We start from the raw sequence: 12,857 nt of genomic DNA, 5'->3' as shown, positions 1-12,857 counted from the left end.
TGACACTTCTTACTTCCCAACTCCCGTTGGTCAGGTGCTCAGTGTGACAGGAGTCGAAGCCAATGCGGAAGTTTCTCCTTCACCAAAGTCTTAATCCATTAATAATGAATATCCAATGATGAATTTCGAATGATGAAGTGTAGCCTGGAATCAAGACATACTTCTCCTCTTCTACCCTAATCGATAGTCCAGCAAAATGAATAATTAAGAAATGGTGTCAGCGCGACCAGCTATCAGAGCTTGCTGACGTGAGTGTGTGGTACCCGATCTGCTCGAGGCTGCGCATCCTCTTAATCGGAAAAAAACTTGCCCTCAAATCGGATTCTTGGGCTTGCGGGAGTAGAGCCAGTCGTACGCACTGAGGCCCAGGTATCCCGCGGTACTGGAATAAGGTAATAGGTAATAAGAGCAAGGTGACCCGTAATACCCGAGCGAGATAATGCAGAATGCATGGAGCTTCAAGGACCGAAACTCGATCCCCAGCTCCCTGAGGGCAATTCTAAGCAACTTCTGTAATTCGCTCGTTTTCATCATGAAAAGTGGTAAAACGAGTCTTTTTCCGATAAAAATGGAGCACCATAGCCTGGGCGCCAATCTACCGCACTGCAGGTTCCGACGCCTTTAGGAACGGAATTACGATAGGGCCCAAGAGCTATAGCGCATACGAAAGTACGCATAATAATCCCTTGAGCATTAACCTACCGTCTCGTCCTATTACAAATTGTCGGAATTGCAGTCGAGACTCTTTTTGATTAATGCTAACAAGATGGACTTAAATAGTCCATATTTTCAACTGTTTAAATGTAAATAGAAGTTAGACTAATTCAAAATTATTTGACCACTTTTTAGACTAATTTTTTTCATCCATTTGGTCATGGAAGAGAAAATAAATCCAGAACTTGACCAGACATCCGCCCAAAGATTTAAAGAGTTTATAAATTTTTTAGAACTCACTCCAATTGGGATGGCGGCTTTTCTTGATCTGTCTTCAGACCATATCTATTCTTTGCGGAGAGGGAGAAGATCAATAAGCGATGCAATAGCTGAGTCACTTTCAGAAAAACTTGGAATAACAACCGCTGATGTTTATAACTCAAATTTCAAACTAAGAAAGACCAAAACAGGCATTTTACACATGAACCAATTCATACATGCCAACAGAAACAATCCTAACTTTTTTATAAATCTAAAAAATGAGAACAGCCTCACATTCAAGATTCGTTCAGAATTAGTTGAAAATGGGTACTTCGAATCTGAGAAACAAGTAAGTCAGGTAGTTGAAGAACTTGCTAAGTTGCAAATTAAGGTCATTAGCGGAAAAGCTACGAAAAGCCTCCTTTATCTTGTTGAAACTGGATATTTAACTTTTCAAAAAAAGACATTCATCAAAATGGATGGTACAGAAAGTAAACAAAAAATAAACCATTATATCGAACCATAACAATCTTTCTTGAATATTTCGGAAAGCAAAAATAGTCCAAAGTAGATTTATGTGATTACAAAGAAGAGTAAGGGGGTGGTATAATTTAAGAAGTTATTATGAAACGTCCTGTGCCTATCTAAATCTGGGTATAGTATTAAATCAATAAATGGGAATTTATTAAAGCTGTCTAAAATTACAGCAAACCCTAAATTGTATTTACAGACTTTTCGAGATAGTGTCAAATCTTTCGTTTGGAGATATTAATCTTACTATTCGAAACTATTAGTTTCCGTCAGAGGCTATTCCTATTTTAATATTAAAAAACCTTTTTGAGTTTCAATACAGACTTGTTGAGATAGGGTCCTACAACGGCTGGTCATATTTGATTTCTCTTTTAAAATTGTTCAAAAGTTCTACCATTTGAATCTTCTGAAGTTTATTCCAATTTCGCTCTAATATAACCTCATTTATTTTCTGATTTACGACAAGTGAGATTCGTTTAGGAATACCGGCAATAGAATTAGTTCTTGCGCCATTTTTAAAGCCTTCGACAACTGATTCTACAATTGCTGACTTATAATATTCCAAATGTTCTTCCTCAAAGCTTTTCAAGAAATCAGCCTCATGATCTCTGATATGACGAATATGCTCCCAATCAGTAGGCATGTCACCAAATGTCACATAGCAATCAATTTCCGCAGACCGTTTAATCTTTTTGAAATAGTCTGATGAATTACATGCGAAAAGTATGACATCAACTCCATTCAAGAGTAAGGAACCATTCACGACGTTTAGAAAAATAGACTTCTCGCCGGAATCATCTACACTCCCATATAATTGACTAGGTGTTCCATGTCCTAAAAAAATCACCAATTCAGTATCATCAGTAATAGCAGAACCATAAGTTCCAACTCTGGGTCGCAAGACAACGGCATTTGGAAATATCCGTTCCAACTCCATTCTGATTGGTACTAGAAAATCAATCGTACTATCGATTGGGTATACAACGACAATATTATTGTAGTCCCTCATTGAGTTTTACATAATGGGCAATAGTTAAATCAAAAATCTCACTGAGAATGTTTCCGGAATCCATATCATTGGACTCAATCATATCTGCAAGTTGCCCCATAGGAATTTCTCGGTAACGAGGCGAAAAAGATTGGATTTTACCTTCCTCAACATTTCGAAGTTTACCTGGAAGAATATTATCAAGCTTAACTTTTTTCAAACTACGCAGCGCTTCACTCCTAAAATCTTTATCAAGAAACTGACTAATCCTTAGGTTTATAAGCTTGGCTAAATTAGCAACTTTCATTGCATCACTAAGACTTTGATTATTAAAAATCTCTTTAACTATTACGTCTCTTTTTCCAGAATAAAGGAAAATCTCAGAATTTTTAAATTTAGGTATGTTTCTAAGTTTAGATATCAGGTCAAGTCCATTGAATGTCAGATCACTGTAATACTGGTCAATGATTATCAAATCGGCTATTGAGTCTGTGAACTTAAAAGCAATTCCTGCTGTGAGCTTATCAATGTCAGGATCTTTGTTATCATTCCAAAAGTTGCGATTATTTGGATTCACAAAATGTCCAATAACATTTATACCTTCTGACCTCCGTATGTTCTTTATCAAATCGTTCAAAACATCTTTTTGACTAATCGTATCATCAACAAGAAGAATAGTTTTTTCCATTAATAGAAGGATAGTTTAAATGTAGCACCTTTAAGTTTAACTCCATTTCCGACAAACTGAATGTCTCCATGGAGGTTATTATCCTCTTCGGTTAATTTCTTTTTAACTATATAAAGCCCTATTCCAGATCCTTCTACTTCAGATTTCACCCCTAATTCAAACATTATTTCTGGATTGTTTAGAAAATCACTCGAAACACCCATTCCGTCATCATGAAAATAGATAGTTAATCCCTCCCGAGTATCCGAGAATTCTAATAGGATATTTTTTGCCGAAGCTTTTACAGCATTAGAAATCAAATTATCCAGAACAATGCTTAAGTCAAGGACACTGATTCTAGATATAAAACTGGAGTGACCAGCTACAGATATTGTTATTTTATCAGTATAAGCAAAACTATAGGTATCTACATACTCCTTTACATATTGAAACAAACCTACCTTTTTTACTTCCTGATCAGCCTTGAAGTTTGATTTTGTAATTAACATACTCATTTTCATAACCTTATCGGTTATAAATTTAATTTTCCCAATCTCTTCAAGGAGAGTTTTATCGTTAGATTTTTCGCTTCTCAGTCTATTTAAAATATTTTCAAGTCCCGAATCAATTCCAATTGCAGAAACCTTTATACTATGGATCAATTCCTCGGCATCTTCACTTAGCGTCTTTCTTGTCGCTGTTAGATAGGTTGTTCGATCCTTCTCAAATTTAAGATTTTGTTCTGCTTTTTTCCGAGCCTCTTCCTCTTCTGAGGCTTTTCTCTGAGCCTGAATTCTAGCGAGTTCAGCTTCAACTCTTTCTTTTTCTTTTCTTAAAGTTTCTAATTCAGCAGCTCTTCTCCTCTCCTCCTCAATTTTAGCCCTTTCTTCAGCTTTCTTGCGAGCCTCCTCTTCTTTCTTGGCTTTTTCCTCAGCTCTAATTCTCTTTTCTTCTTCATCATCTGCTCTCCGTTGTGCTTCTTCTTTTTCTCTAAGAATCTGATTATACCTCTCCTCTGTTAAATTTATAATATTTCTTAGTTCTGCATTATCAAGTTTTTCCGCAATCCTATCTAAATCAGAAATAAATTTTGTCTGAACTTCATCAAGCTTTTCGTTTATTATATTAACTAGATCTTTATTGAAATCAATTATCTTGATCTCACTATCGGCTGAAAGACTCTTAATAAGTTGAATGAAGTCAATTTTACTTCCAAGATTTGATCTGGCTACAGAAATATCATCCGATTCTTGATCATTTTTCAACAATTCCTTCCGATAAGCTTCTGCTACTTTTTCCTGACCGAAATAATTTCTTCTCTTGAATCCCTCACCCCATAAAACCCCTACGACGTATCTCTCAAGTCTTTTAAGACCCTTTTCTTCAAATAAATTTATTAATTGATGATACCCCAAGGTCTTAACCAAACCTCCGTCCCGACTAGAAACCTCCCTGAATTCCTCTGTTTCATCAGTAGTAATATCTACCCTTCCAAATAAATTTCTAGTCCCTAAAAATCTAGCATAGCCTTGTTGCGCTCTATAATCTAACCCCCAACTATCATCTCCTGTCTTACCATAAGGCTGAACCCTAAATCCGTTTTTAAATAAAAAAACTGAGCCAAAGTTAACAGGTTCAATCCCCATATTCCGGGTGAAATTATTTTTAGCTGTTGTATTTAAATAGTATAAATCTATCTTAAGATCATCTATTAAATTAAAATCTTTGTTATTTTCTGAAATATGATAAATTAAAGTACCTCTATCGCTTAATATTGTCACTATATTATCACGAGTAACTGCAACACTAATTTGTGTAGTTTTGATTTTTAGGATATCTAATACAGCGTTTTTAACTGGACCATTGACTTTAAATCTTTCTATTTTTTCAGATTTATCTTTTTCAATATCACTTTTAGAAACTATTTCAATGTTGAAATCTGAAGATTCCGAAAAAGGGTTAATTAACTTTTCCAAAGAATGCTTTAGACTTATTATCTTACCTCTTTCCCAACCTTTCACTCCTGTGATTTCAAGCACTGTCCCACTATAAGAGTTATTTGGAAACCAAATCTCAGATTTTTCTAAACGCTTATGGGGAATCTTTACACTTTCAAAATTCTTGGTTTGATCACTAAAGTCTCTCCAGTTAACAACAATTTGTTCAGCGAAATCAGACTTTACTGTTTTGGTAGTCAAAATTAAATCCTCACCTAAACGATCCGCTGAAAATCTACCTATCCCTTTCGCTCCTGCAAAGTGCCTCCTTTTTTGAATCTTATCCCTGTAATTTTTACCTCTTTCTTGCTTCTTCGAGGAATAGGCTACAAAAAGCCACTTTTCCTTTAGGTCATTTAACGACATACCGTCCCCATTGTCAGAGATAATAATTTTGTCGTCTTTAAACTCGATAACTACATCTTTTGCATTAGCATCATATGAATTTTTAACCAGTTCAAAAACTGCAATAAAATCATCTGTAATGAGATCACGGCCTATGATATCCTTTAAGCCTGAGCTAACTTTAAATTCAAGTTTTTCAGGGAGTTGGATAAAATCTTCGCTGTTTTCAAGCATTATTCAATAATTCTTTTAAGGCAAAAACCAGCCTGTTCTCCAAAAAGAGGAGGTATAGCATTGCCTATTTGTGAATATCTTGGCACCTGATTTACGCGCTCTTTGCCACCTGTAGTATATTTTCTTCGGAATTTGTAACAGTCGGGAAATGACTGGATTCTGGCGTATTCTCTCACGGTAAGGATTCTAGGCTCACCATAATGCACATAGTCATCTGGCAAAGTGGTCAATGTAGGACTCGGTTTACTCGCATCCAAAGGAATAGTCACATGCTTATTAATGCCTAGTTCTTGACGCACACTCTTGCTTAAACTTTTGTTTCTTTCCCCTACTTCCAATATCCTTCGGAATTTTTCAATTGTCTCAGGTTTATGTTTTGGAAAACTGTGGCTATCCAGTTCTTCATCGGAAACTCCACTCCTCATGTATCGCTGATATCCAGAGGAAAGCTTTCCATATACACCCGCCTTAAAATTGTCTCTATCCTTGCAGGGCACCTGGCCATTTGCATAAAATAGGTCCGAAAGTGCCTGCTTCAAATTTGCTTTTAACGGAAGCTTTCTATCCGTTAAAAAATCTCTCACTCCTTCAAGTATTGGATTGAAAAACAGTTGTGCCACTGTCGCTTCATCCTGAATGACGTCTCTTCTAACTGCTACCAAGATAAACCGAGTCCTTTTCTGTGGAATACCATATTTGGAAAAGTCCACCATTTTCCCATCTACTTCATAGCCAAACCAATTGAGAACCCTTTTTACATAACTGGAATATGCAATTCCCTTTGATTTGTTTTTCTCAAACTTCTGTGTAAATCCTTTTACATTCTCAAAAAAAATGAGTTTTGGCCTCACATGCATGATGAATCTGAGATAGGATCTAATCAATCCATTCCGCACATCGTCTTCCTTTCTCCGCCCGGCAGTAGAAAATCCTTGGCAAGGTGGGCCACCAACTACCATATCTACCTCGCCCCGAAGATTCGCCAATTGAACTTTGTGATTCTTCAAGACGTCGTTGATGTCGTGGGACTGTTGAGGAAGCCAATCCGGCCAATCGAAATGGCTTTTCTTATTGATCAAGTTATACTCTAGAGTCTCAAAAGCATCGGGACTTTTTTCAATTGCAAAAAGGCCTTTCCAACCGGCATTGTGCAAACCCAACGAAAGGCCGCCGCACCCAGCAAAAAGGTCAATGTAGGTAGGTTTTTTTTCCATATAGTATAAACCCAAATTCCTCCGAAGAGAATTCAGAACAATGAATTTCTATTGACAGTCTGTGTCAGGCTTCAAAAACGAGCCCTTATCGGGCAATCCATTTTCCGAACAAAGCATGCCTCAACTAAACTCAAATTGCAACAAAATTTGACAAATACAAAGATGAGTCCTTTAGATGGCAAAAAAATACCCTACACTGGGTATTTTCACTGAAAAACTTCTAGCTTTTAAAAAAATATTTTGTGATATCAGTTCTTCACAAAACAAAAATCTAAAAAAATCAAGGTGTTGAACAACAACAAGTTAGCATTAGTGGTGTCATATTATCTCGCAAGATTTGACAAAAAGGCTTTAGAAAGTCTAGGGTTCAAGGCTTTTAATGAAGCCTTTAATTACACTTCCAGTAAGCTGGATGTAAAGGCAAACTATGTAAAATTAAGAAGAGACGAATTTGACGCAGTATTTCCGTGGAGGAGAGGATGGCAGCGTAAACTGGATAAACAGGTAACCCGGACGATTGAAGTCTTTCAGCATCTTGAAATGGAGGATATTTCTCCCATAATTAAAGGCATCCTGTTTGACTCTGATTATCTCCAGTCCGAAAATGCCCAGGAGATTAGGAAAGTTCTTTCCACCGAAATAAAAGACGTTGACCAAAAATCCAAAGTATTTATTCTAAGAGGTCCTACTGGGCTCAAAGCGGAAAAGTACTTTATAGAATATCACAAAGTCCACCAAAAGCCTGTTTCAGGAAATCTCATTGATATGCGGGATCAAGGATGCGGTTATGATTTTGAAATCGACCTTTTGGACACAAAAACGTTTGTTGAAGTGAAAGGTCTAGCTGATATTGAAGGCGGGATAGCATTCACAAATAAGGAGTGGTTGTTTGCAAAACAAGCCAGAGGAACCTATTTCCTAGTATTGATTCGAAATTTAGATGAAAATCCTGAAGTAATTTTTATCCAGGATCCAACTGACGTTCTTACCCCAACCCAATATACCTATCCAACGATTCAGATTCAATGGAATGTCCCCTCCAAGCAGTTTAATGATTTAAAGCGATAGACCACAGTTACTTATTATCAACTTCTCCAAGAGGATCTTAGCCTTATATCTTTCTTCATTAAGATCCCATTGATTAGCCAGAGCGATTGGCTTGGTTCAAGTATTCTTTAGCCTTTAGGGTCGCACGTTATCAAACTGGGAGTAGCCAAATATTCGCCTGACTATTCTGAGAACGGTTGGATCAAAGTATTTTTTTCGATTTCAATTTTCGTCAAGGTCAATATGAAACTCTTTCCTTGCCCAATCGAGCAAAAATTTGTATGAAACCTGACGAAGTAAGTCTAATTTCTGTAACACTTCATCGACACTTCTAATATCAACAGAGAAAGTTCCATGCCCTATTTTGTTACGAATCTCTGCATTTTCGTCAATCCATCTATCTTGACCCCTTATAATTTCCCAATTGCTACTTTCGCCCCATAAATGTTTGAAACATTCCCAAATATTACAAATACTTCCCTTGTGCCGTCCTGTTTTGGGATCTCTGCAGTTTTCCTTGTTAGGATTAAATTTATTTGCTATAACTTCAATAGAAAGCCAAAAGGCAAAATATTTATCATATGGATCCTCTGTATAAAGCGCTTTCCTATACCAACTTAAACCTCTGAGAAACGTTGCGTAGTTATCATCAATTAACCTTGAAAACTGAAAAGATGATTGGAAATCTTGCTTCTGCAATACGACTTTTTGATTAGTTTTTCTCACATACTTCCAATCGCTATGTAAACTCACAAATAGGGGGACATTCAACTTTATTGAAAGAACATCTAACATTCTACCTACAAATAGCAATGCAATCTTGTTTGCTTTTTCTTGTTGAGAAGTATAGACAGTTACGACTATATCAAATCCCTCTTCACTGGATTGAACTTCTATGCCACTTTGGAAAACTTCCCCGGCATTAAGTTCCTTTAATGTGTCAAAGCGCAGCTTGTCTTTAACTTTGACTGAGCCTGAAACATTAAGGGTTACTTCAAAAGGTCTTGTCGTTGCCATGCTGTTTATTTTTAATTTCATCCATAGTAAAGAGTTTTAAACGCAATCCAAAAAAAACCAATTTGATTAAGGACTTTCAGGCGGTGATTAAAACTGGGTTTAATATAAGTACTATTTCTACTTCACCCCATCCATTTTCAAAAAAGAGCAATGTGTTGTGGGATACATGAACATTCTGATCCAATCCAATCTTCTCCCACTCTGATTTGAAGCCATTTGAAGAAAGGGAAAACCAATAAATTCCCAAAATGCTGGAGTCATAGTGAGATTTAATGTGAAAGCCGTAGGTAGAAAGTGAGTTGGAGGGGTCAATAACAGAAAAGATTAAGACTATTAAAATAACCATTACTGGTTTTTTTTTGGTAAAAGAGAAAAAAGTGAGGGTAAGGGAGGGTTTTTGGGTTTCGATGAGATTTTCTTTCCGAAGCCTTAGCCAACTTCAAGTAAAAGAATAACAAAATCTAAAAAAAAAAAGACAAAGTGCTCAGGGATTTAGAGGAAAAAACTTCTTCGGGATCAATCCCAATGGTAGGAACATGGGATTCGCCTGAATGCTAATCGAATTTTCGACACTTTACACGGTTGAAAGTCCTACAGATTCAAGAAGTCATCCGAATTTTGCAGAAGAATTCTCAATGAAGAATTGTCTTAATTTTAAAGCGAAATTCGCTGGAAATAAGCGAAATTCGCTTGTAAAGAGATTAATTAAATCATTTCCAGCTCTTCAAAATCCATATAAATTCTTTCGATGCCTGAAGACCTTATCTACCTCGATAATAATGCGACCACCCCGATAGATCCAAGGGTTTTGGATGAAATGATGCCATTTCTGACACATAATTTCGCCAACGCTGCATCCACTCACAAATTCGGGGTTTCGGCACATGAGGCGGTGAAAAAAGCAAGACAGCAAGTTGCTGACTTAATCGGTGCGGATACACATGAAATCACTTTTACAAGCGGAGCTACTGAAGCAATCAATATCGCAATCAAGGGAGTCGCAGAAGCATTCTCGAGTAAAGGAAAACATATAGTCACAGTATCCACTGAACATAGTGCTGTGTTGGACACGTGTCGCTATTTGGAAACAAAAGGGTTTGAGGTGACTTACCTTCCTGTCCAAGCAGATGGACTATTGGAATTAGAAGTAGTGAAAAATGCAATTAGAGCAGATACAATCTTAGTATCGGTGATGCATGTCAATAATGAAACTGGAGTAATTCAGCCAATTCAAGAAATCTCGGATTTCGCTCATGAAAAAGGAGCACTATTTATGAGTGATTGCACCCAGTCTGTCGGAAAAATTCCAGTAAATGTGGATGAAATGGGCATTGATCTACTTTGTTTCTCTGCGCATAAGATTTATGGACCAAAAGGAGTCGGAGCACTTTTCATCCGGCAAAGGAAAAACAGGATAAAGATACCAGCCCTACTTCATGGAGGGGGTCATGAACGAGGGATGCGAAGCGGAACACTCAATGTTCCTGGAATCGTAGGTCTTGGGAAAGCTTGCGAAATTGCTCAGGATGAAATGGGAGAAAATGAGGTGAAAATCCGGGAGATGAAAGATTACTTAGAAACAGAACTTCTAAAAATTGAAGGAACATGGATTAACGGTAATCGAGATCAAAGACTTTACAATGTTACAAATATTGGGTTTGAGGGAGTAGATAGCGAAGCACTTATTATGGGACTAAGCAATCCTGAAAATGGTTCGCCAATGATTATAGTAAGTAATGGAAGTGCCTGTACTGCCGCCAGCATCGAGCCTTCACATGTCCTAATCTCCTTGGGATTAAATTATTACCAAGCATTTAACTGTATTAGAATCTCACTAGCCCGATTTGAAAACAAGCAAAATCTTGTTAAAGCTATCAAAGAAATAACAGGGAGAATTTTGTATTTAAAGCAATTTCAAATTTGATTAAAACTAATTTCTCCCCAAAACATCAGCCAAGCGATTTATCCTCGGGTCATTTTGATTAGTTGGTGGCCAAATTAAAAGTGCCATATCGAGGTAAAGGATCGTTTTTGAAATACTAGTAAAAGGATATCTACTAATGTCCATAAAATTTAAATTTTTTGCTTTTTTCAAAAAGTTCTCATAAAACTCAATTTCATCAATCTGCGCTTTATCACCTGATGTTCTAAGTATTTCACCAAGTACTTCTAGCAAAGCCAAATAACCAACAGTAGTTTGAAGAATATTATTCAATTTTGAACCTTCATTTAGTTCCCAATAAGAATTCCCATTTTTATCAACGAATGTATTACGCACTGCAGAAAAAAATGAAAACATTATATCACCAATTACATCATCTTTATCATTTGCGTAAAATCTTCGAAAAAAAAGATCTGATGAAATGTTTTTCAACAATTCTTTCCGATTTTTGAAGCGGTCCTTTTCAGACTCTCTAAGATTTATAGATATTCTGTCAATTATAGACTTAACAATAGTAGCCTGCGTCAAAGGAGGACTTTGGTTCCTTAAATATGTTCCACCATATAATTTAACCCTATTAAAAAATGGCGAATTCTCAAAACTATTCAAACTCAAAACTGTCTGTAAGGCGGTCTTCTGAGGTGAATCGCTGGAGGTTAATCCAAACAAACTGTAAACCAAGCTCTGGGGAACTGATTTCTGAGTCCTATTTATTGTTGAAAAAATCATTGCTTGGAATTCTAATGTCGGATCTATAAAAAATGAAACAATTAATTCAATATTATTCAACCTTTCAAGAAGTTTTGAATAGTAGTCAAGTTTAATTTTTAAACTTGGATTATTGCTATTTTTCAAAACCTGACTGATAGTTTTGATCTCTGATTGAAGCCTTTCAATTGCCTTTTCAATGCCTTTAATCCTATGTTGACCATCAATAATTGTTAAATAAACATGACCACCTTTTTTTTCAATTTCAGAAAATACTGCCTTTGAAATTGTAATTTCAACATTATTAGATTTATCAATTTCATTATAATCTTCAATTACAGCTTGAGGAATAGAAAGAACAATATTAGTTGGGAAAATTGCGTCTGGGTCATTTATTAAAAAATCAGCAATTTTCTCAATTCTTGAATTTTCGACTGTACGTTGAATTTCCTCATTGTAAATTGGAAGATTTTCATCATCGTACCCTACAATTAATCTTTTCGTGTATCTAGTGAATCTCAAAAGTTGTGATATCGAAAAGATACTTATCAGAAACTCAAGATTATTCTGCTTGACTTTCTTTGCAACAATGATATTTCCCCTATCATTCATGTTATTGATATTTTGATTCCCAACGTTTTCTTGTCTCTATTACTGGAGAATTAACCTCCTTATAATAGGTTCTTTCAAAAAAATCATCTTTGATAATAAACATGTTTCTACCTACATATATGGACAACAAAAAAACTATCAGAGTAAGGAGAAGAAAAAAATAGAATAGTAAAGGGGAATTGTAATCAAAAATTAAAGCTTGAAAACAGTATATACCAGCTCCCAAAAAGACAAGAATATTTTTATAGTCATCTAATCGACCTCGCAAATTAATAACCTCTTGATTCAACTTATCCTCAACTTCTTTGTTTCTCGAAGATTCGTCAATATTCTCTTTTCTATTTCTCTGAACCTTGATTAGATAGGTTGACATTCCAAATAAAACGTTGATACCAATCAAAGAAATACTTCCATTAAAAATGATAGTGTTTACATCTTTCACGTCAGTTGAAAAAATAAAATAAATCAAGGCTGGAAAAAAGACAATTACTAACGGCATAATAACATTCTTTGTAAACCATTGAAAGTTATCTTCCTTGTTTTCAATTCGACATTCCTGTAGAATTTTACTTTGCTCCTGTGAAAAAAACCATTTTTGAAACATAATAAGCACAAATTATTGGTCGAAAGTTTTTTATGT

At 35.8% G+C, this 12,857-nt stretch carries 11 protein-coding genes; 3 read left to right on the top strand and 8 right to left on the bottom strand.

Annotated elements, in window-relative coordinates:
• Nucleotides 1-874 precede the first annotated feature (874 nt).
• Complete coding sequence (locus DK188_RS20340) at nucleotides 875-1,441, top strand: hypothetical protein (protein WP_111672698.1); 567 nt, start codon at nucleotides 875-877, stop codon at nucleotides 1,439-1,441.
• Between the two features lie 345 nt (nucleotides 1,442-1,786).
• On the opposite strand, the gene DK188_RS20335 is transcribed toward DK188_RS20340, so the two are convergent.
• Genes DK188_RS20335 through DK188_RS20320 form a run of 4 tightly spaced genes read right to left on the bottom strand, consistent with a single transcriptional unit; the run spans nucleotide 1,787 to nucleotide 6,891 of the window.
• Nucleotides 1,787-2,455 carry a hypothetical protein gene (locus tag DK188_RS20335; protein ID WP_111672697.1) on the bottom strand — a complete coding sequence of 223 codons (669 nt, stop codon included), beginning with the start codon at nucleotides 2,453-2,455 and terminating at the stop codon, nucleotides 1,787-1,789.
• Nucleotides 2,439-3,122: a hypothetical protein gene (locus DK188_RS20330; RefSeq protein ID WP_111672696.1), complete on the bottom strand. Its 684-nt coding sequence runs from the start codon at nucleotides 3,120-3,122 to the stop codon at nucleotides 2,439-2,441. Before DK188_RS20330 ends, DK188_RS20335 begins: the two co-directional genes overlap by 17 nt.
• Nucleotides 3,122-5,677, bottom strand: a complete 2,556-nt coding sequence (locus DK188_RS20325) for an ATP-binding protein (RefSeq protein ID WP_111672695.1) — start codon at nucleotides 5,675-5,677, stop codon at nucleotides 3,122-3,124. The genes DK188_RS20330 and DK188_RS20325 overlap by 1 nt, the downstream gene beginning before the upstream one ends.
• The gene (locus tag DK188_RS20320) at nucleotides 5,677-6,891 is read right to left on the bottom strand and encodes a DNA cytosine methyltransferase (protein ID WP_111672694.1); all 1,215 of its coding nucleotides are present in this window, start codon (nucleotides 6,889-6,891) and stop codon (nucleotides 5,677-5,679) included. The genes DK188_RS20325 and DK188_RS20320 overlap by 1 nt, the downstream gene beginning before the upstream one ends.
• Nucleotides 6,892-7,179: 288 nt before the next feature.
• Between DK188_RS20320 and DK188_RS20315 the strand changes: the two genes are divergently transcribed.
• Nucleotides 7,180-7,959, top strand: coding sequence for a DUF3883 domain-containing protein (locus DK188_RS20315; RefSeq protein WP_111672693.1), 780 nt, complete (start codon nucleotides 7,180-7,182; stop codon nucleotides 7,957-7,959).
• Between the two features lie 201 nt (nucleotides 7,960-8,160).
• Here the strand turns inward: DK188_RS20315 and DK188_RS20310 are convergent, their stop codons facing one another.
• Together DK188_RS20310 and DK188_RS20305 are read right to left on the bottom strand one after the other, a co-directional pair.
• The gene (locus tag DK188_RS20310; RefSeq protein WP_111672692.1) at nucleotides 8,161-8,976 is read right to left on the bottom strand and encodes a methylamine utilization protein MauJ; all 816 of its coding nucleotides are present in this window, start codon (nucleotides 8,974-8,976) and stop codon (nucleotides 8,161-8,163) included.
• Nucleotides 8,977-9,031: 55 nt separating this feature from the next.
• Nucleotides 9,032-9,301: a hypothetical protein gene (locus DK188_RS20305; RefSeq protein ID WP_111672691.1), complete on the bottom strand. Its 270-nt coding sequence runs from the start codon at nucleotides 9,299-9,301 to the stop codon at nucleotides 9,032-9,034.
• A 402-nt stretch (nucleotides 9,302-9,703) separates the two neighbouring features.
• On the opposite strand from DK188_RS20305, the gene DK188_RS20300 reads away from it, so the two are divergent.
• Nucleotides 9,704-10,879: a cysteine desulfurase family protein gene (locus DK188_RS20300; protein ID WP_111672690.1), complete on the top strand. Its 1,176-nt coding sequence runs from the start codon at nucleotides 9,704-9,706 to the stop codon at nucleotides 10,877-10,879.
• 6 nt (nucleotides 10,880-10,885) lie between these two features.
• On the opposite strand, the gene DK188_RS20295 is transcribed toward DK188_RS20300, so the two are convergent.
• A complete protein-coding gene (locus DK188_RS20295) occupies nucleotides 10,886-12,217 on the bottom strand; it encodes a DGQHR domain-containing protein (RefSeq protein WP_111672689.1) in 1,332 nt (443 codons plus the stop codon).
• A gap of 1 nt (nucleotide 12,218) precedes the next feature.
• Nucleotides 12,219-12,821 carry a hypothetical protein gene (locus tag DK188_RS20290; RefSeq protein ID WP_111672688.1) on the bottom strand — a complete coding sequence of 201 codons (603 nt, stop codon included), beginning with the start codon at nucleotides 12,819-12,821 and terminating at the stop codon, nucleotides 12,219-12,221.
• Nucleotides 12,822-12,857: the final 36 nt, after the last annotated feature.

The sequence above is a fragment of the Algoriphagus litoralis genome (genome assembly GCF_003259255.1).
GTDB classification, from domain to species: Bacteria; Bacteroidota; Bacteroidia; order Cytophagales; family Cyclobacteriaceae; genus Algoriphagus; species Algoriphagus litoralis.
The sequence above is the reverse complement of the archived record's forward strand: the minus strand, read 5'-3'. Positions and strand labels throughout refer to the sequence as shown.

Excerpts from the sequence above, each read along its gene's own strand:
- DK188_RS20340 (WP_111672698.1), top strand. The coding sequence starts at position 875 with ATGGAAGAGAAAATAAATCCAGAACTTGACCAGACATCCGCCCAAAGA.
- DK188_RS20335 (WP_111672697.1), bottom strand. The coding sequence starts at position 2,455 with ATGAGGGACTACAATAATATTGTCGTTGTATACCCAATCGATAGTACG.
- DK188_RS20330 (WP_111672696.1), bottom strand. The coding sequence starts at position 3,122 with ATGGAAAAAACTATTCTTCTTGTTGATGATACGATTAGTCAAAAAGAT.
- DK188_RS20325 (WP_111672695.1), bottom strand. The coding sequence starts at position 5,677 with ATGCTTGAAAACAGCGAAGATTTTATCCAACTCCCTGAAAAACTTGAA.
- DK188_RS20320 (WP_111672694.1), bottom strand. The coding sequence starts at position 6,891 with ATGGAAAAAAAACCTACCTACATTGACCTTTTTGCTGGGTGCGGCGGC.
- DK188_RS20310 (WP_111672692.1), bottom strand. The coding sequence starts at position 8,976 with ATGAAATTAAAAATAAACAGCATGGCAACGACAAGACCTTTTGAAGTA.
- DK188_RS20305 (WP_111672691.1), bottom strand. The coding sequence starts at position 9,301 with ATGGTTATTTTAATAGTCTTAATCTTTTCTGTTATTGACCCCTCCAAC.
- DK188_RS20300 (WP_111672690.1), top strand. The coding sequence starts at position 9,704 with ATGCCTGAAGACCTTATCTACCTCGATAATAATGCGACCACCCCGATA.
- DK188_RS20295 (WP_111672689.1), bottom strand. The coding sequence starts at position 12,217 with ATGAATGATAGGGGAAATATCATTGTTGCAAAGAAAGTCAAGCAGAAT.
- DK188_RS20290 (WP_111672688.1), bottom strand. The coding sequence starts at position 12,821 with ATGTTTCAAAAATGGTTTTTTTCACAGGAGCAAAGTAAAATTCTACAG.